Origin of the sequence: Anabaena sp. 4-3, assembly GCF_001597745.1 — a bacterium.
Classification (GTDB): domain Bacteria; phylum Cyanobacteriota; class Cyanobacteriia; order Cyanobacteriales; family Nostocaceae; genus Trichormus.
Genome location: NZ_LUHJ01000013.1, coordinates 54801 through 73959, shown reverse-complemented (window position 1 = coordinate 73959; position 19159 = coordinate 54801). Strand labels below are relative to the sequence as shown.

17 protein-coding genes are annotated in these 19159 nt (G+C 41.6%); 6 read left to right on the top strand and 11 right to left on the bottom strand.

What is annotated here, in order from left to right:
- The first annotated feature begins 230 nt into the window (after positions 1 to 230).
- From A3775_RS02405 to ftnA, 5 genes are all read left to right on the top strand, one after another.
- The gene (locus tag A3775_RS02405; RefSeq protein ID WP_066377567.1) at positions 231 to 1181 is read left to right on the top strand and encodes an NAD-dependent epimerase/dehydratase family protein; all 951 of its coding nucleotides are present in this window, start codon (positions 231 to 233) and stop codon (positions 1179 to 1181) included.
- 302 nt (positions 1182 to 1483) lie between these two features.
- On the top strand, positions 1484 to 2047 hold the full coding sequence (locus tag A3775_RS02400) for a FeoB small GTPase domain-containing protein (RefSeq protein ID WP_231866926.1): 564 nt from the start codon (positions 1484 to 1486) through the stop codon (positions 2045 to 2047).
- A gap of 71 nt (positions 2048 to 2118) precedes the next feature.
- Positions 2119 to 3582, top strand: a complete 1464-nt coding sequence (locus A3775_RS02395) for a ferrous iron transporter B (RefSeq protein ID WP_066377565.1) — start codon at positions 2119 to 2121, stop codon at positions 3580 to 3582.
- A gap of 2 nt (positions 3583 to 3584) precedes the next feature.
- Positions 3585 to 3800, top strand: a complete 216-nt coding sequence (locus A3775_RS02390; RefSeq protein WP_066377564.1) for a FeoA family protein — start codon at positions 3585 to 3587, stop codon at positions 3798 to 3800.
- Positions 3801 to 3951: 151 nt separating this feature from the next.
- On the top strand, positions 3952 to 4482 hold the full coding sequence (ftnA, locus tag A3775_RS02385; protein ID WP_066377586.1) for a non-heme ferritin: 531 nt from the start codon (positions 3952 to 3954) through the stop codon (positions 4480 to 4482).
- Between the two features lie 157 nt (positions 4483 to 4639).
- Here the strand turns inward: ftnA and A3775_RS02380 are convergent, their stop codons facing one another.
- The 9 genes from A3775_RS02380 to A3775_RS24875 all read right to left on the bottom strand — a co-directional run bounded on the left by A3775_RS02380 (position 4640) and on the right by A3775_RS24875 (position 16683).
- Positions 4640 to 4888 carry a hypothetical protein gene (locus A3775_RS02380; protein WP_066377562.1) on the bottom strand — a complete coding sequence of 83 codons (249 nt, stop codon included), beginning with the start codon at positions 4886 to 4888 and terminating at the stop codon, positions 4640 to 4642.
- Positions 4889 to 4960: 72 nt separating this feature from the next.
- Positions 4961 to 5263 (bottom strand): hypothetical protein, encoded by a 303-nt coding sequence (locus A3775_RS02375; RefSeq protein ID WP_197480081.1) that lies wholly within the window; start codon positions 5261 to 5263, stop codon positions 4961 to 4963.
- A 113-nt stretch (positions 5264 to 5376) separates the two neighbouring features.
- Entirely contained in the window at positions 5377 to 6339 is a 963-nt protein-coding gene (locus tag A3775_RS02370; RefSeq protein WP_066377559.1) for a chlorophyll a/b binding light-harvesting protein, read from the bottom strand.
- Positions 6340 to 6446: 107 nt separating this feature from the next.
- A complete protein-coding gene (locus A3775_RS02365) occupies positions 6447 to 7481 on the bottom strand; it encodes a chlorophyll a/b binding light-harvesting protein (protein ID WP_066423709.1) in 1035 nt (344 codons plus the stop codon).
- Positions 7482 to 7788: 307 nt separating this feature from the next.
- Positions 7789 to 8541: a hypothetical protein gene (locus A3775_RS02360; RefSeq protein ID WP_066423843.1), complete on the bottom strand. Its 753-nt coding sequence runs from the start codon at positions 8539 to 8541 to the stop codon at positions 7789 to 7791.
- A 133-nt stretch (positions 8542 to 8674) separates the two neighbouring features.
- Positions 8675 to 9187 carry a flavodoxin FldA gene (gene fldA / locus A3775_RS02355; protein ID WP_066377557.1) on the bottom strand — a complete coding sequence of 171 codons (513 nt, stop codon included), beginning with the start codon at positions 9185 to 9187 and terminating at the stop codon, positions 8675 to 8677.
- A 15-nt stretch (positions 9188 to 9202) separates the two neighbouring features.
- The gene (locus A3775_RS02350) at positions 9203 to 10633 is read right to left on the bottom strand and encodes a chlorophyll a/b binding light-harvesting protein (RefSeq protein WP_066377556.1); all 1431 of its coding nucleotides are present in this window, start codon (positions 10631 to 10633) and stop codon (positions 9203 to 9205) included.
- 2 nt (positions 10634 to 10635) lie between these two features.
- Positions 10636 to 11655: a chlorophyll a/b binding light-harvesting protein gene (locus A3775_RS02345; RefSeq protein ID WP_066377550.1), complete on the bottom strand. Its 1020-nt coding sequence runs from the start codon at positions 11653 to 11655 to the stop codon at positions 10636 to 10638.
- 885 nt (positions 11656 to 12540) lie between these two features.
- Positions 12541 to 16683, bottom strand: a complete 4143-nt coding sequence (locus A3775_RS24875) for a hypothetical protein (protein ID WP_066423707.1) — start codon at positions 16681 to 16683, stop codon at positions 12541 to 12543.
- 318 nt (positions 16684 to 17001) lie between these two features.
- Between A3775_RS24875 and A3775_RS02335 the strand changes: the two genes are divergently transcribed.
- Positions 17002 to 17691 carry a polysaccharide deacetylase family protein gene (locus A3775_RS02335; protein ID WP_066423705.1) on the top strand — a complete coding sequence of 230 codons (690 nt, stop codon included), beginning with the start codon at positions 17002 to 17004 and terminating at the stop codon, positions 17689 to 17691.
- A 70-nt stretch (positions 17692 to 17761) separates the two neighbouring features.
- Here the strand turns inward: A3775_RS02335 and A3775_RS02330 are convergent, their stop codons facing one another.
- Complete coding sequence (locus tag A3775_RS02330; protein WP_066377547.1) at positions 17762 to 18100, bottom strand: helix-turn-helix transcriptional regulator; 339 nt, start codon at positions 18098 to 18100, stop codon at positions 17762 to 17764.
- A 332-nt stretch (positions 18101 to 18432) separates the two neighbouring features.
- The gene (locus A3775_RS02325) at positions 18433 to 18876 is read right to left on the bottom strand and encodes a hypothetical protein (protein WP_066377583.1); all 444 of its coding nucleotides are present in this window, start codon (positions 18874 to 18876) and stop codon (positions 18433 to 18435) included.
- Positions 18877 to 19159 lie beyond the last annotated feature (283 nt).

Genomic DNA, 19159 nt, shown 5'->3' with positions numbered 1-19159 from the left:
CCCAGTTAAGTTATATCATTTGTAGTTCATGACTTATCATTAGAGAACCGCAAGAGTGTAGGGAAAAGAGAGCAGAGTTTTTTAAGTGTGACAATGTGCAAATTAACACTAATTCATCGTCAATGATATCAAAAGTCAAACGGTAAATGAATTTAACATGACCGAGAACTAATGACGATGAATCATGATCAAGATTACTGAGGTTAGAAAATATTCATCAACTGGAATACATGACTAAAATTATCGTAACTGGGGCTGCTGGATTTATTGGCTCTCATCTTGTGGAAACACTTGTAAAACAAGGCAATGAAGTAATTGGGATTGATGTATTTAACGATTACTACGAACCGACGTTAAAACACAAGAATATTGCTCATTTACAATCTTTTCCAAACTTTACCTTAATTGACAGTGATATTCAACTATTAGATTGGTCAAAACTTTTACAAGATGTAGAAATTGTTTATCATCAAGCAGCGCAACCAGGAGTGAGAGCAAGTTGGGGTAAAGCTTTTCGTGCTTACACTGAATGTAATATCAACGCTACTCAAGTGATATTAGAAGCGGCTAAAGATGCTAAAAAATTAACTAGATTAGTGTTTGCATCTACGTCTAGTGTATATGGTGATGCGGAAACCTTACCCACCCATGAAGAAATTCCGCCACAACCAGTTTCACCTTATGGTATTACTAAACTAGCTGCCGAGCGTTTGTGTGGACTCTATCATAAAAATTTTGGTGTGCCTATTGTAGCTCTACGTTATTTCAGTGTTTACGGCCCCAGACAACGGCCTGATATGGCTTTTCATAAATTTTTCAAAGCGGTTTTGCAAGATGAAGCCATTCCCATCTATGGTGATGGACAGCAAACGCGAGACTTTACATTTGTGAGTGATACTGTGGCGGCGAATTTGGCTGCTGCTAGAGTACCGGAAGCAGTAGGGGAAATTTTTAATATTGGTGGTGGTAGTCGAGTAGTTTTAGCAGCAGTTCTTGACATGATGGAAGAAGTGGTTGGCAAACCCATCAAGAGAAATCATATTGAAAAAGCGATGGGAGATGCTAGACACACGGCTGCTGATGTTTCTAAGGCGCGGCAAATTTTGGGATTTCAAACACAAGTTTCTTTGAGGCAGGGTTTAATGCAAGAATGGCAATGGATTAAAGCTTTGTATGCTTGAAAATGATGATTGAGGATTAAGGACTCAAAGAGACTGGGGATTGGGACTGTTAAGATTTGATTGCGGTTTCTCGCTTTCACACTCCCCAGTCTAAAGACACGGGCAAACCCACCTTCACCCTCTTTCAAGAAACACGGGGAGTAGCGAAATAAACAGTCTACTGTGAACCTATATGACATTTCCTCACAAGATCCTCACAATTTAAGTTGAGAATAAGTTGCAGTAAATCTCAACAATAAATTTCTATGGAATGCCATAAATGTAAATCACAAGGACAATCGTGTGGAAAAAAATCCCGTGGATTGCAATTTCTTCGCAAAAGACAGCAATCTTGGGTTGGAGAGGCTTCCTCAAGTCAACCAATTGCCCTGGTAGGAATGCCCAATGTGGGTAAGAGTGTACTGTTTAATGCCTTGACAGGAATTTATGTCACAGTATCTAATTACCCCGGTACAACGGTAGAAGTGAGTAAGGGACTGGCACAGATTGGGGAGCAAATTATCACAGTCATTGATACCCCAGGGATGTATTCCCTTTTGCCTATCAGTGAAGAAGAAAAGGTTGCCAGAGATTTATTGTTAGTTGAACCTGTAGCAGCCGTGATTCATGTGGTAGATGGCAAAAATTTGGGCAGAATGTTGCCTCTCACTTTTCAACTCATAGAAGCTGGACTACCTGTTTTACTCGCTGTCAACATGATGGATGAAGCTCATCGTTGGGGGCTGGAATTGCGACAAGACACGCTGGAGATGGAATTGGAAATTCCCGTAGTTTGCATGGCAGCAGCTTTGAACCAAGGTGTAGATGAATTAAAACACAGAATTGCCCCATTCCTGCCTGTTTCAGCAGCCATGATACCGGCTTAATTACAATTCAAAATTCACAATTGAGAATTTTGCATAACTGGTATTGAGAATTGGACTCAGGAGGAAAGGGCATGATGAGCCAAGTTATTTATCCAGAACCGATTGAGGCAGCGATCGCACAACTCGAATCCTGGTGGCAAACTTTAGGAGACCGCTATTTATTTCATAATTACTCACTCTCACCCCGTAGTCTAGCTTTATTACTGTTACAGAAAGACCCAGGACTATGGCAAACCATGCAACGGGATCAAGAACAATGTCGCCATTTGGAAGTCTTGATTACCGTCACGCAAAATCAACTTAAACAACCGATTGGATTAGCGATCGCTAACTCTCGTCAAAGTAACGCTCATGCTATAGAAAGAGCAGTTTTGCAGGAAACCAGACAGGGGCGATCGCCACTGACTGAAACAATTCACAAACTCACAGTCAACCCCATTACAGGATTCCCCATCCTGGTTGTCATCCTTTACTACGGAGTTTACAAATTTGTTGGTGAATTTGGTGCAGGGGAACTGGTTGATCGCATCGAAACCTTTTTTGAGGAGCAAATCAACCCAGTAGTTGACCAAATCACCTCTCAAGTCATTCCCTGGCAACCAATTCAAGACTTGATTGCTCACGATTATGGCATCATCACCTTGGGGATTCGCTACGCTACAGCGATTGTGTTACCTGTAGTTGCCACTTACTTCTTGATGTTCTCCTTACTAGAAGATAGCGGCTATCTGCCACGTCTATCTTTAATGTTGGATCGCCTATTCAAATCCGTAGGCTTATCTGGTCGCGCTGTCATTCCAATGGTATTAGGCTTAGGGTGTGACACAATGGCCACAATTGTCACCCGCACCTTAGAAACCAAACGGGAAAGGTTAATTGCCACCTTTTTACTCTCCCTGGCTATTCCCTGTGCGGCGCAATGGGGCGTGATAGTAGGGTTACTAGCACAAAAACCCGCCGCTTTGCTATTTTGGGGAGGTTTTATTTCTGCCATCTTTATAGTAGTTGGCTATCTCACCGCCAAATTATTACCCGGTAGTTCTGGCAGATTTTACATGGAAGTACCACCTTTACGTCTACCCAAATTGCGGAACGTGCTAATTAAAACCTGGGTGCGGATGAAGTGGTATTTTATCGAAGTTTTACCTTTGTTTATTTGGGCATCAGTATTGATTTGGGCAGGAAGATTAACCGGATTATTTGATGCAATTATCCGGGCAATTGAACCGATCACCCTAGCGTTAGGAATGCCAGCCCAAGCAGCACCAATATTTCTCTATGGCTTCTTTAGAAGAGATTATGGTGCAGCCGGATTGTTTGATTTACAGCAACAAGGAACTCTCACAGGTAATCAGTTAGTAGTTGCGGCGATTGTGTTGACGTTGTTTTTACCCTGTGTTGCCCAATTGCAAATGCTGATTAAAGAACGGGGAACGAAAACTACAGTTGCGATTGTATTGTTTATTTTCCCCTTTGCATTCCTGATCGGATACCTTGTCAATCTTGGCTTAACCTTATTTGGAGTCAACTTTTAATTATGAACGCCTTATCAACTGTCAAAATTGGTCAACTACAAAAGGTAGTTTGTTTGCAAACTGAAGATAATGCAATTTTACAAAAGCTGATGGCATTTGGTATTTTACCAGGTAGTAATTTAGTGCTGGAACAACGCTTTCCATCCTACATCATCATGGTTGGCAGAACCCGCACAGCCTTAGATCAGGAAACAGCCCAAACTATTTTTGTGGAATAGCCTTGAGTCGTGTCTGGGTATTGGGGATAAACCAATTCAAAATTCAAAATTCAAACTTCAAACTATTTTCCCTTGTGAATTTTGATTTTTTATTCCCAATCGAAAATCTAAAGTCAAAAAAATAAGAATGGTATAGCAAGGAATGAAAAATATGCTGTCTCAAGCAATGATTGATCGGTTGAATGAACAAATCAACTTAGAAATGTATTCTTCCCATCTTTATCTACAAATGAGTTCTTGGTGTGCCTACAAAGCTTTAGATGGATGCGCTACCTTTTTGAGTCAACACGCTGATGAAGAAATGATGCACATGCGTCGCCTACTCAATTATTTGCATGAAACAGGTGCATTAGCAGTAATCAATGGAATGCAAGCTCCACCTAGCCATTTTTCTTCTTTGAAGGAACTGTTTGAACAAATCTATGAACATGAACAGTCCATTACTCGTAAGATTAATGATTTAGTACATTTAGCGAATACAGAACCAGATTATTCTACCCTACAATTTCTGCAATGGTATGTTGCCGAACAACATCAAGAAGAATTTTTGTTTAAAGGAATTCTCGACAAAATTAACCTGATTGGCACAGAAGGACAGGGTATATTTTTTATTGACCGAGAAATTGCCAATCTAGCAGCTAGTAAAGGTAAAGAAGCAACAGCGATGACTGCATCTGCATGAAAATCAACGAGTTCGTAGTAAGGACTTTAGTCCTTATATTTCAGCAATAAATTAGGGGCGAGTTTACAGATATCATCCATGATTAACCCAGATATCGGTAAACCCGCACTACTACCAACCCTAACAGATGTTTACTGCATCAGCCCGAACTTGGTAATTAATTATCTATTGCTAGAGATTTCTTCATTTGTTTTAACTGCTTCCAAAGATGGTGAATTTGTTTATAAGCTTCTTCAGGAGAAATTTTGCCGCCTGTTTGGAGATTCGAAATATAGTTAACTCGTTGAGAAAACTCTTGCAGATGGGCATTAAAAGCTACATAATCAGCCTTGAATTGTCCATGATAGGGATGACGAGGATAGAGAAAATCACATAATTCCGAGAGAAAATCAGAGTGAAGATTCATGGCTTTTAATGAGGAATAGGTTGAAAAATTAATGATTCGATAACTGAGCTAAAATATTCTTATTTATCTAGATCAATTTGCATTATATCGGGCAATTTTATTACGAATTTTCCATGTTCTCCCCTTTTGACAAGCATTGCAAGTAGCAGTTTTTGGCTCAAAATCAATACAGCCAATCGCCTGTTCCGAACAAGCTTTTTTAGGATGTACAGTACACTTTAGCCGATAATCATTAGTAAAAAATTCGCAATTATGACAAGGAACTTGATGTAATTTCCACAAAAAACTGATGCCTTTTTTGAGAGTCGTCCAAAAACTCCAAAGCAATAAAATCATTATCGCCCAAGCAGATAAGGCACACAAAATCGTAGCCATCACTATTTGTTACTCCAAAAAAAGTTTGAGGAAATTGCCCACAGTTCACTAATTGCAACCGCAGGCAGGGGAAGGAACTTGAGAATAGCTAGTGTTGAGGGAACTGGAAATGATTAGGAAATGCTACGCGCCCTCCAAGCGTGCCAAGCATAACCTAAGAAGGCTAATATTCCTAAAAAGAACTGAATATTTGCCAAACCTAAACGTTCTGAACCGTAAAACTCTGTTGGGAAAACTGTAGTATTATATCCCACAAAGCTGGCAGAAATCCAAGCCATCAAAGCTAAACCGAGCAAACTGTAAGCCAGAATTTCCTCACCATTTTCTATTGGTAAAATTCTTCTTAACCAAGCAAAGGGCTGCACAATAATATGCCATACACCGCCCAAAATTAAAATGCCACCAATCCAAATATGACCACCGATGACATCTTCTAAATTGTCAACACTGGCTAGTCCTAAAGGATGCCAAATATTATCTTTCAACCCGACTAAATAACCAAAAATTCTGCTTGGGTTAAGAGTAGGGTTAGAAATCAGGCGCACATCTCCCAAATGGGTGTCATAAATGCCGCCAAAAAACATAGCTTTTAGTACGAGCAAGAATGCTCCTAAACCCAGAATAATTAGGTGATGTCCTAAAATTAAACTTAATTGTTTAGGGTCATTCCATTCATAGTGAAATTTCGCTGCTCTGCCACCGTTATTGTATAAAATTGCCGGAGCGCGAAACACATGAAATAGTCCACCAGCACCCAACACCGCAGAGGAAATTAAATGCAGTACACCAATGACAAAATAGGGATAGGTATCAACTACTTGACCACCAGTACCTACTCCCCATCCTAAAGTTGCTAGGTGTGGTAATAGAATTAAACCTTGCTCATACATGGGAACATCAGGAACAAAGCGAATTACTTCTGTGATGGTTGTTGTTCCCGCCCAAAACATAATTAAGCCTGCATGGGCAATATGTGCGCCTAATAATTGACCAGATAAATCAGTCAAACGAGCATTACCAATTAACCAAGGTAATTGTGTGTTTGCTGCAAAAGTTCTATCAGTAGAAATTGCCACTGTTACCTATCCTCTTTAGAAAAGTGCTGAGTCTATAGATAACTCAGCACGCTAACCTCATCCTGATCACTCAGAGAGCGAGATCAAAACTGACAAATGATGACTAATTACTCAGCACTACTAATGGCATTTAATGACTTTTCAATTTGCTTAAAGTCAACACCAATAGCGCGTAGCGCGTGCCACAGATGACCTTGCAAGAAGAAGAAAGCTAAGAAAAAGTGGGCATTAGCTAACCATGCTCTGGCACTGTAGCCGCCATTGGCTAACTTGACTGTATCGGCAAAATAAGGAGTGATACCAAACTTTAATTCTAAGGGCGCACCATAGAACTCTACAGGATAAGCTAAGGTGTTGACTGCACAAAAATAAGCGGCAACAAACCCAGCTAAGGCAATACCACCCAAAGAGTAAGAAAGAATTGCTTCACCAGAAAAGAGTAACAGGTTTTTTGCCCAAGGTAATGGCTCTTTGATGATGTGCCAAATACCGCCACCAATGAGAATTAAACCTACATATATATGACCACCCACTAAATCCTCTAGGTTGTTAACACTGGCAAAGTGAGTTTGATAGCCATAGATCACAAAGGGGTTGAGGGTGGGATGGCTGACTACTCTGACAGCTTGAGTGGTCGCGTCGTATAGTCCTCCCCAAAACATAGCTTTTCCTACCAGTAATAAAGCTGCTACGCCTAAAAACAGGAGGTGATGTCCTAAAATCAAACCGAGTTGTTTCGGATCGTTCCATTCAAAGTGAAATTTCCGAGCAGAACCAGTAGTGTTCTTTAAATTGCGTGGCCCTTTGAAGGTATGAAAGAGCGCACCTGCTCCCAAAACGGCAGACGAGATTAAATGCAAAGCTCCGATGACGAAGTAAGGGTAAGTATCGACTACTTGACCACCTGCACCGACACCAAAACCCAAAGTAGCTAAATGGGGTAACAAGATCAGTCCTTGCTCACCCATTGGGATGTCGGGTTTGTAACGAGAAATTTCAAACCATGTAAACGCCCCCGCCCAGAGGGTTGTCAGTGCAGCTTGGGCTACGTGTGCGCCGATAAATAAGCCAGAGAGGTCGGCGAAGCGGGCATTACCAACCCACCAATCATATTTGACGTTGGGATTATCGTATGTCTGCATTGGTTTCTAATTTATAGAGTTGTTGCTAGAAATACTCAAGTATTGGCTGATTAACTTCAACATCAAAAAGTTGAGAGAATAACTAGAGTTAATTTAATGCTTGAAGTTAATAGTTGATTTGGGTGATGACAAATATAGTTTATTGAAAATAATTCTTAATTAACAGTACTTTTTACACAACTTAACAATTATTATTAGCAGTCAATTTAACAGCAAAAAATCGGCGACAATAGCTAATTTCGTCGCTGTCAAACAGTGGGCAGAACAAATTAAATAGGGGAGTATTTACGCCCCTAGAACATAGTTGTTAATTGATAAAACTGCTGTAAAATAGCGTATTTGAGTCCATTGGTTGTGGATAATAAATTTGCCAAAAATTCAAAATTTTTTCGCCGACTTGTTGAGGATAGAAGTAGTGGAAAAAATGATATCCTTGGGGGCATTCCCAGAGATTGTCTTCAGGTTTAAAGTAATGCACCCAGTTGTGTAATGCGGGTGAATTAACAATGGAATCATTCTTGCTACCACATACCATCATGGGCATAGAAACCCCACCTGTAGGTAAATCAACCAACTGGAAAAGAGAGTGTAACAAGGGGGTTTGCTCTAAATCTTTATTGAGCACGGCGATTAATTTTTTAGTTGTATGAGTTGGTTGCTCACCAAACAGATGGCGAACATTAGTTGCTAACACCTGCTCACGGCTGATAGTAAATAATTGTCTTTGCAGATAATAGTAAGCGTGCCAAGTGTTTGCAGGTTTATAGCCAACAGCGAGTAAAGTCAGCGATCGCACTTTTTCAGGATATCGCCGCGCATAACTTAAAGCGATCGCACCCCCCGCACCATGACCTGCTAAATTTACTGGATGAGAACACTGTGACAAAAACTCATCCAATAAAGTTACAGCCTCATCTATCGAACCGGCTTCATCCTTACCATAACGATATTCCCACTGAGCCACATTCACATATTTTGCTATGTATTGTAGTAATGGCTGATCGAAACGCTGCAACACAGGACTAGAACTGATCCACACAACATCAATCTCATCAGACATAAAAACCCCAAAAACTAAAATTAAATAACCACAAACACACACAGATTGTTTTCCAACCTTAGCGTTCCTTGGCGTTGAAAAACTAAATTATCTGTGTGCATCAGTGGTCAAACATCAGGTACAAATAATCAAACTACAAACCAAACTCTTTCTTCAACTGAGAAACCCAAGCCTTTATTCGTTCATCAGTCAAATCAGATTGATTATCCTCATCAATCGCCAAGCCGACAAACTTACCATTTCTCAAAGCCTTAGAATCATTAAAATCATAGCCATCTACTGGCCAATAGCCTACAGTTTTGCCACCACGTTCAGCAATTTTTTCTTCCAAAATACCCATAGCATCCTGAAAATTATCAGCATAGCCTATCTGATCACCAGTGCCAAAATAGGCTACCATCTTCCCACTAAAATCTATCGCATCTAATTCTGGGAAAAAGCCTTCCCAATCGCTTTGCAGTTCCCCAATATTCCAAGTAGGACAGCCAACAATCACACATTCATACTCATCAAAATCAGCAGCTTCGGCTTGGGAAATGTCGTTTAGTGTTACCACACCATCCCCAAACTCATCCCGAATAATTTCCGCCACAGATTCAGTTTTACCAGTTTGAGTGCCGTAGAATAAACCGATTTTTTTGGACATTTTTACACCTGATATTTAGAAAAACAAACTGCTATTGGTGATTAACAAATAAGCAAACAATGCACCGCCACAGCCACCAACTATCCACCCAGCATTAAACTCACTCCAAGACTTAGGTGTTTTGAGATTTGCTGGTAGCTCACCTTGGGGAGATTTGCCTTCTTTAAACCATGCGCCGCCATACAGCCACAGGCAAATCGATAAAATCAACAACAGACCAATAGTTGCCAGTAAACCGGCTTGATTGGCTAACTCTGTATTCCGCAGGGGGCCTAATTTGACGAAGGGGCCAAGTAAGAAATAGCCGTGAGCCATACCAATTTCTAACCCACGGGCAAAGGGAGACAAACCCGGACGGTAAATAGGCAGACTTCCCAAAAACTTCAGTGTCAAATCAGAAGTATTAATTGGGGTTTGCAGGTTGCCTAATTCTGGTGTATCCAGATAGTTGACTACCCCTTGTTCAAAATTCAATCCAGCCGCTAGGACACGTACTCTCAAAGCGTGCCAGATATGACCAGTTAAAAACACAATTGCCAAAGCAAAATGACTGGTTGCCAACCAAGTGCGAACCGAAATCACTCCTGATGTGCTACTCAATCCCAAGGGGCCGTAGAACTCAGTTGGATAAACAGTATCATTGACAGTTACAAAGTATGCTGCCAATAAGCCCATGTATCCTAAAGCAGCAAGACTATAAGATAAGTAAGCCTCACCAGACCAAAAGAGTATATTTTTCGCCCAAGCAAAAGGTTGAGTGAAGATATGCCAAAATCCCCCAGCAATGCAGAGGATACCTACCCAAATATGACCGCCAACAACATCTTCTAAGTTATTGACAGCTGCCATTCCCTGCTTGCCAAATACACCGAAGAGGTAGCCAAAAATCCGAGTGGGGTTGAGAGTAGGTTCGGTAATGACTCTGACAGATGCGACTGTGGGATCATAAAGACCACCCCAGAATAAGGCTTTTGCTACCAACAACCAAGCACCTACACCTAACAACAGTAAGTGAATGCCGATGATTGTGGTCATCTTGTCTTCGTCTTTCCAGTCGTAACCAAAGAAACCAGGAAATTGATTGTTTTCTGGTAAGACTTCCGGCCCCAAAAGAGCATGATAAATGCCGCCAGCACCGAGTACAGCCGAACTGACTAAATGCACTACACCAATCACGAAATAGGGATAAGTGTCAATGATTTGACCGCCATCACCAACACCAAATCCTAGTGTTGCTAAATGGGGCAGTAAGATTAACCCTTGTTCGTGTATGGGTAGAGAGGCGTTATATTTGGTGATTTCAAATAGGGTCATTGCCCCTGCCCACAGTACGATTAACCCTGCATGGGCAATATGCGCTCCTAAGAGTCTACCGGAGAGGTCAATAAATCTAGCGTTACCTGCCCACCATCCATATTGTTGGGGGGTGATTGTTGCAGTAGTCATAGTTAAATTACCTCGCCACGGGTTGGACGTAAGACTTTTCCAGTGCGGAAATCAAAACCCGCAGCGCGGAGGGCGTGCCAGAGATGCCCTTGGAGGAAGAAAAAGCCCAGCCAAAAGTGAGCATTTGCTAACCACACGCGAGAGGATAATAAATCGGTACTTTGGAAGTAGGGGAAGCGGTCAAACCCAATACTCAAAGCTGGCCCGTAAAATTCTACAGGATAAGCCAGTGTGTTGATAGAGACAAAATAAGCTGCTATCAAACTCATTAAGCTCAAAGCACCTAAGCTGTAAGAAAGATATGCTTCTCCTGACCAAACAAAGAGACTTTTGACAAAATCGGAAGGCTCGCTGGTAATGTGCCAGATACCTCCTGCAATGCAGAGAATACTGACCCAAATGTGACCACCAACTAAGTCTTCTAAGTTATTGACTCCGGCAATCCAATATTTATGACTACCAAACAAGTAGCTAAAGATAGCTGCAAAGTTCCAGGTGGGGTGAGAAATGACTCGTACTTCTCCGATACTGGGGTCGTATAAACCACCAAAGAAGACGGCTTTAGCAACGAGTAAGCCTGCTCCTAGTCCTAGTAAAACTAGATGGATGCCCAGGATGGTTGTCATTTTATTGGTATCTTGCCAACGGTAGCCAAAGAAGGAAAATTTCTCTTCGAGAATGGCGGGGCCGCGGAGAGCGTGAAAAATTCCGCCTAGACCCAGAAAGGCAGAGCTAATTAGATGTAAGACTCCAATCACAAAGTAAGGATAGGTATCTATAATTTGACCGCCACTACCCACACCCCAACCCAGAGTGGCTAAGTGGGGTAAGAGAATTAAGCCTTGCTCATACATTGGTTGCGAGGTCTGGAAACGGGCGAGTTCAAACAAGGTTGTTGCCCCTGCCCAGAAGACGATTAAACCTGCATGAGCCACATGAGCGCCTAACAATCGCCCTGAGAGATTAGTTAACCGAGCGTTCCCTGACCACCAAGGAATAGAGTCTGGGGTTTGCACAGCCATGCTCGTCATCGTGTCATTTCCTAAGAATGGTTTGAAATGGTTGTGATGTGGAAAATGCTTATTGAGATATATATTCAATAAGCTTTGAGCATATCTTATCAGATTTATTGAGAGATTTTTTCAGTAAGTTCAGATAAATTTTTGTAAAAATCATGTTGAGTTCACAAAAAATTGCTGGGGATTGGCGATTAGGTGTAGGGGAGACAGGAATTTTTATGCTTGGTGTGGTTGCCCAAATCACCGTCTAGCTGAGACTTTTGAAGGTTGAGGTTAGCGTAGTCATGTTGTCAGGCTGATCTTCCTATTGGCTATGACAGGAAAATAATCTGTTACTCATGCCGTAATAGTTGCTAATAATTTTTATTAATGGCTGGGGTAAGAGAAAATAATCTATCTCTGTTTTTAAAGAATCCCCCGACTTTTTGTGAAAATGAGCGATAGCGAAATTTTTGCAGTCGGGGGAGTGTCAAATTAATTATTTAACTAGCTTGACTGATTGAGATTTTTTCAATTAGGAAAATGTGCGGGAGAATTTAATCTCCCACAAGACAGCTTGATAATGGAGGTAATAGATTTATACAAGCACAATCTAACAAATTATCTAAATTATTGCAACTACTTCTCAATAAATTTAATCAAGCGATCGCCATTCGCCAAGCATTCCGTAATGGAATCTGGGGGCGTTTGGTTCATGCTATGATTTGATTTTTCGCCTGTTATAGCTTGCTGCTATTGGGATTAATGCTGATTGACAGTATTGGCAGTTAAGGGTTCATAGCCAATCCAGTAATGTTGAAGAGTCACGATTTCACAACCTGCTTTCTGGGAAATTTTCTCATAAATTGCAGCAATCCAAAACCAGTGTTTTGAATTTTGAACTGATGACTACTCCCATTCTTCAAATTCATTGCTAGTATTACGCAGTAAGGATGTAATTTGTGTGCGGTGGGTTTCAAAGTTAGCGGCGATGGAAATTAGGGCAATTCCTAGGAGTAAACCTACTACCCATTTTAAGAAGGGGTAACGCAAACTAAATATGACTAATTGATAAATACTGGTGATGAAGAAAGCACCTGTACCCACAGTCAGAAATGCCCGCACACGCAAGGCTAACCCGGCAAAAATCGCAATGAGGGCAAAGCCTCCGGGGATTAATGGAGTATTTTGATTAAATAATATCGCCCAGCCACATATCACACCACTGACAATAATTCTGAATGTGTGACGGGGTAGTTTATTTTCTGGTTGTCGCAGTGCGGGGTCTACTTGGGCAAGATACAGCAATGATAAACTGATGATGGTCACGTACCATAAGCCATCAGTTAGGCGTAAGCTATCCAACCACAAAAATAACGCCCAATCTATTAAGGCTACACTAATATATGTAAACCGGATGTTTTCCCGTATCTTGGCGAGAAAGATGTAGTAGCCAGCCGCTATGACTAAGGTTATCGGGTAAACTTGCAGTCTGGTTTCTGCTAGCACTACTAGAGGAAGAATGTAAGCGGCTATTTGCCAAGGTTGTTTAGACCATCGCCAACGCTGCCAAGGTAGAATGTATAAAAAGTAAGCGAATACACAGGCGATCGCACCATTCCAAGGTACTAAGGAACCTGCTAATAATTCTCCTACGGCGGTTTCTCGCCAATAAACCCTCATCCCCCCGACTAACAAGAAACCCAGGTAAACCCACAAGTCGGCTGTGGGAATACGTCCAAATACTAAAGGTTGATTTTCGTTAGCTGTTTGCTTCCCTTGTAAAATGGCATAGCTAATTAAAAATGCTCCTGTTCCTAAGCCTACCATGCGGTTAACTTCTATCGGTAGCATCACCGCACCCATCAGTAAACCGCTACTCCAAACCCAGTGTAAATGAGCAATTCCTTGCAATTCTTGGGGGGTGAGACGTAACCATGTCCCCAGCCAGGGCGCGAGAACTCGGTACACTGTCATGATACTCGTTCCCAAGGCTGCCATTGCAATTAAACCGTCACCTAAGCCACCGCCAGAGGTTTGTAACATCTGGTAAAATAGCAGTTCATAGGCTGAGACGGAAACGCCGATAATTCCTAGGTACAGTAAAGGTTTTAAATCACGGTTGCGTCTTCCTACCCCCACAAAGATTAATGCTACACCTAAAGAACACAACCCCGACCAATCGGTAAAGGTAGACAACCGCAGAATTACACTAAATGCACCATACATTAAGGGTAAAATGTGGAAGCTTCTGGGTAGTCTTGTTAATTGGTATCTGCGCCGCCACCATTCGCCTAAAATCTGGGAGAATAAACCCAAGGCGATGTTAGCGATCGCAATTCTCATAATAGAATGTTCACCAAAACCCAACACCTCGGCAACTAACAACTCTACACCCCAACCGATGCCATAAAATGCCCAGTCTGTCGGTTGTCGCCAACTCCGATAAATAATTGCGGTTAAGGTGATGGTTGTGGCGATGAAATACCAAAATCCCGCCGTCACATCACCCTGATAGACTAAGGCAGAATGTAGAGTCATCAATGTTAACTCTACACTACATAATGCGATCGCCCATTGGTCACTTACGGCGGCATATATCCCGCTTAATTCATCATTCCGTCGTGACAGTGCTGTTTTTCCTAACCATAAACCTATAGTAGCGATCGCACCGACAACATACCACCCCGGTATAGCTAGGCGTGGTACACCCGGTAAACCTTGCCATAGCAACGCAGCAATGAAACCTAGTCCTAAGCCTATGGTAACACCCGCAACTTGTCGGCTGCGTAAATACCGACCATCCGCATACATCACCCCAGCACCCACGGCTAAACCTATTAATCGAGTTCCTGGGTAGGGTAAGGTGAGTAACTGCGCCACACCCACAGTTAAAACACTCACCATGCTATTTACGGTACGCTGTTGAGTTGTGCGACTAGCTAAAATTGTTAGTGTTACAGGTGTTGTTAACCAAATTAGTCCCCAATAGTTGGGGGTGTTAGTTAAACTTTGCCAAGCTGGGGCGGTATTTATCCAGAGTAATACAAAACTCACGGCGGCAAGTGCAAACCCCATATACCATGCACTATCCCGCCATAAATTTTCACCTAACCCCCTAACCCCCTTCCCTGCGAGGGAAGGGGGAATATTTAAAGCCTCTCTCCTTGTAGGGGAGAGGTTTGGAGAGGGGTTTTCTAAATTCTCTGGCAAGCTATTACTCTGACTATATCGCCACTGTGTCACCAGCTGCCATAAATTTTCACCTAACCCCCTAACCCCTTGTTGGGAAGGGGGAATATGTAGAGACGTTGCATGAAACGTCTCTACATTTGTCGGGGTGGGGTTTGCTAAATCCTGTGACAAACTATAACTGAGACTATATCCCCACTCTGCCACCATTAACACTAATAAAATACACGCCCACAGATGTAATGCGAGATTTGGGAATAACCAATTAATGATTGAGGAAAATGTTAACACTGCCATTGTGTGCGTCAGGTACACCAAGGGAACAGGCAGACGATAACGGCGTTTACTGACAACTACCAAGGTGATGGTAGACAAAAGTAAATTGAGCGATCGCAAGCTAGGATTTACAGTAGCGATTGTAGTTAAACAAGTCCCAAATAATAAATTGACAATTTCGCCAAAATGTGATAATTCTCGTTTATTAGCTTGGCGTAACCTCTCTATCACCACCACCATCATCAAGAGGTAAGGAAACAACACCACACTTAATAAAGCCCAAGGTTCATTTTGTGAATGGGTGAGTTGCATTCCCAGAGTCACGGCTAATTGTTGCCACCCAGAGGGGACTAACCGCCAACCCAACCAAGTCGCCTGTAAACCAATACTAAACAATAATAATAAATCAAACTGCCTACTATATCTCTGCAATCGCTGTGTCACTACCCACAAAGCCAAGCCACTCACAGCTATAGCTTGCGCCGGATGATTAAAGACTGCAACAAACCAACCCAAAAATAGTAAAATTCCGCCGAGTCTTCCCCAGAGTTGGGGGGATGAGGGGGATGAGGGGGATGAGGGGGAAGTGTTGTTAATGGTTTGCTGTGCTAGCCAAGTTGCTAACCAGCCACAGATGCCAATGGCTAAACCTAATTGAGTGACATCAACACCAGCAACAAATATTCCTCGCCCTAGTAGGAGTAATAAAGCATAAATAATGACAGACGCATATAAGTTAATGCCTAAACTATGACGCGGTTCATCTTCAGTGGTTGGAGGTGGGGAATGATGAGAGCGATCGCCTGTTATAGTGATGATAGTTGTACCTACCATTGCCACATATATCGCTGCCACGGGCAACAATGGTAATTGCCAACCCCAATGTAGAAAACTTAAACCCAGAAGATTGATTATCGGTAGTTTGCCTCTGGGTGCGTTGGTGATGACTGCGCGATGATTACATAATAAAACTGTGACTATTGTCAGTATCGGGGAGGCGATCGCTACTGTCAACCAGTCTACAGGATTACGCCACAACCCAAAGCTATCCATTGCCCAAAAATTGACAGGCACTAATAACAGTGTGACAATCATTAATGTCTGTGCTGTCAATCTCAGGTTATTTTGTCTTCCCGCCCAAAAGCTTAAACCCCAAAAACTCAAAGTATAAGCAAATAATACTCCATACTGTCCTGCCGCCGGAAACCTTTCCCATTGACTCGCCGCTAAGACTCCAGAAGACAACACAACTAAAAATACACCCAAAAACAGCAGCCAACGCACGCTTAACTCTGCGCCTAAAGACTGCAACATTTGGTTAAAAACGTTAGGTTTTGCTGGTTGTTTTGGTGCTTCCGGTAGATATGCAATTAACGACGGTGTTAATACTGCTTGTGGTTCAGGTTTTACCTGGGTTTGCAACTCCACTCTACAGGAAAGATATTCTCTACATATTTGCTTGACTTGGGTATCAGAAATTAAACCCAAGTGCAACCATATATCCAACCCTGCCAATAACTCAGGATGGTGAGATGATATTTTGAAATTAATTTGTGTGGGCGGATGCTCAAAAGGTGATGACATAAGCCGCAGGAGGTTAACTAGATACCTCAATCATCATTTGGTAACAGTATATTTATGCGATCGCTATGCCAGTTATTCTACTGACTGCTACTAATTATTCATGTAAATTCGCATTACTTAACCTTGCCAGAACCGTAGATGTTTGGAAAAACCAAAGTTCTCACAGATACAAAAGCAATTTTCAAAACCTTGTACAGATGTTTATGAAACGTCTCTACATTTTGGTTTCATTAGCCGAGAAATCCTGTCAAACTTTGCGCCTAAACCTTAGCTAACTGGTTAACCTAGGGTTAGCACCACCTGACAAATCATCTCAAAATGCAAATTGCGCCCTTCTTACCAATTGCTTACCGGCTTCTTAAACCTAGTTTTCCCACCTGTCTGTGGAGTGGTAATTGTCACACTAAAACTATAGCTTTGACTTTTGATGATGGCCCCCATCCTGAATATACTCCCCAAGTGCTAGCAGTGTTAGACCGTTACAATATCCCAGCTAGCTTTTTTTGGTTGGGTGTGTGTGTCAACCGTTACCCAGAAATCGCCAAAGCCATAAGCGATCGCAGTCATTGGATCGGATTACATGGTTATGATCATCGCTCTTTTCCCATGCTTTCACCCAACGACCTCAAAGAAAGTTTACATAAAACCCAAACCGCTATTTATCATGCTTGTAATATCTTACCTGCACAAGTCCGCGACGTTAGACCACCCAACGGTTTATTTACACCCCAAACTCTCCACCTATTCCGACAATGGCAATACCGCCCAGTCATGTGGAGTGTTGTCCCAGAAGATTGGGTTAGACCAGGAGTGACTAAAGTTGTACAGCGAGTTCTGAATCAAGTCCAAAATGGCTCTTTGATTGTACTACATGATGGGGCTTGTGGTGGACAAGATGTAGCTGCCACAATCCAAATGCTCATACCCCAACTGTTGCAACAAGGTTATGAGTTTGTTACTGTTGATGCGCTATGGCAGCAAACTCATCATACAGAATTCACAACCTGATACAATTCTCACAAGATACCATAGAGACGTTACACATAACGTCTCTAGGATGTTGATTTTAAGATATTTGTCAGGTAGTTTTAGCTGACGGCTGTTCAACAACTTCAGACTCAGGAGTAGTAGCCGCAGCTTCCTGATTACCCAAAAGTTCATGGATTTCATTTAATGAGCTTGGTTTAATCACAGCTTCTTCTGTAGGCTCATTCACATACTCAATCAGGTCTTGTACTTGGCAATTCAAAGCTTTACAAAACCTCACAATTCTTTCAATATGATCAGTTCCAGTTCGGCCACTTTCCCAGTTTTGGATAGTGCTTTCAGTCACGCCGACAAGCCGGGAAAGTTCAAGCTGGGTTAGTCCTGCTTTTTCCCGAAGCAAAGCAATCCTTGATTTTGGCTTTTGTTTCACAGCTACAGCACTTTTATTTAACTATAGTATCTATCTATAGTCGTATATCCTATCATCAAAGAAAACCTACGCCCATAAAATTGCTAAAAAACTTTGGGTAAATTGATAAAATTGTTTACATACCATACTCACCCCGATCAAAAATGGTTGTCATGTCTAAGCCAATACAGAAACAAACTTCGCACTTATGGTATGTACGCTACTTCAAAAAAAGTAGTTAATATTTGCAAATTTAGCCAAATGTCAAGATAAATTAATTAAAATTTAGTTTTGTTGCATTTCTAAATGCTGCAACAAGATTGCTAGTGAGCGAGAAAATCGGTAAAAACCGGTTAAATAGGGACTTGTAACTGATTTTCTAGATTAACACGCAACCACAAGTCAGCAAACGACCAAACACAACACTCGTCAGCAGCTTCTAGAAAATCTTCGGGTTTATTAGTAATAATCGCATTGAGTTGATAATGTTGCCAACAAACCAACTCCACAGCAGATTCAAAATCCTTCACAGGTGACACTCGTGCTGTTTGTAGCAGATTTTGGTCAACCAGACAAATTTGCACTTGCTCTAACAACCAATTAATTACTATATCAGCAATCTGAGGAGTTTTTAAACAAGCAGCATAAGCATAAATTTTCTGCAATCCCACATCCGTTAAGTACATCTGAATTGATGGATGTACTCTTTCTAGTAATTGTCTCACATCTGTGGTCAATGCAGTGCGATTCATCAAAGCTTCTAGTATTAAATCAGCATCAATTAAAATTTTGAACACTTTTAACCCCCATTTTCCATCCTCAATTGAGTGATACGAACTCTGAAAGCTCAATGGTTTCAGCATCACTAAACATCTTTTGTCATTAATTAGTAGTTTTTCTGTTAGCCAATACACACAAAAATTGGTGACAGAAAATATAGAAATATCAACTTGTCTTTTCTAAGGCAAGTAAATCAGTAGATACAACCTAAAACAATAAACTTCCGGATAAAACGCCAAATTCTTAGAAAAATATCATAACAGCATCGATGTCAATAATCAGACCTAAATTAATTCCTCT

Coding starts and splice junctions, on each gene's coding strand:
- A3775_RS02405 (WP_066377567.1), top strand. CDS start 231: ATGACTAAAATTATCGTAACTGGGGCTGCTGGATTTATTGGCTCTCAT.
- A3775_RS02395 (WP_066377565.1), top strand. CDS start 2,119: ATGATGAGCCAAGTTATTTATCCAGAACCGATTGAGGCAGCGATCGCA.
- A3775_RS02390 (WP_066377564.1), top strand. CDS start 3,585: ATGAACGCCTTATCAACTGTCAAAATTGGTCAACTACAAAAGGTAGTT.
- ftnA (WP_066377586.1), top strand. CDS start 3,952: ATGCTGTCTCAAGCAATGATTGATCGGTTGAATGAACAAATCAACTTA.
- A3775_RS02380 (WP_066377562.1), bottom strand. CDS start 4,888: ATGAATCTTCACTCTGATTTTCTCTCGGAATTATGTGATTTTCTCTAT.
- A3775_RS02375 (WP_197480081.1), bottom strand. CDS start 5,263: ATGGCTACGATTTTGTGTGCCTTATCTGCTTGGGCGATAATGATTTTA.
- A3775_RS02365 (WP_066423709.1), bottom strand. CDS start 7,481: ATGCAGACATACGATAATCCCAACGTCAAATATGATTGGTGGGTTGGT.
- A3775_RS02360 (WP_066423843.1), bottom strand. CDS start 8,541: ATGTCTGATGAGATTGATGTTGTGTGGATCAGTTCTAGTCCTGTGTTG.
- fldA (WP_066377557.1), bottom strand. CDS start 9,187: ATGTCCAAAAAAATCGGTTTATTCTACGGCACTCAAACTGGTAAAACT.
- A3775_RS02350 (WP_066377556.1), bottom strand. CDS start 10,633: ATGACTACTGCAACAATCACCCCCCAACAATATGGATGGTGGGCAGGT.
- A3775_RS02345 (WP_066377550.1), bottom strand. CDS start 11,655: ATGGCTGTGCAAACCCCAGACTCTATTCCTTGGTGGTCAGGGAACGCT.
- A3775_RS24875 (WP_066423707.1), bottom strand. CDS start 16,683: ATGTCATCACCTTTTGAGCATCCGCCCACACAAATTAATTTCAAAATA.
- A3775_RS02335 (WP_066423705.1), top strand. CDS start 17,002: ATGCAAATTGCGCCCTTCTTACCAATTGCTTACCGGCTTCTTAAACCT.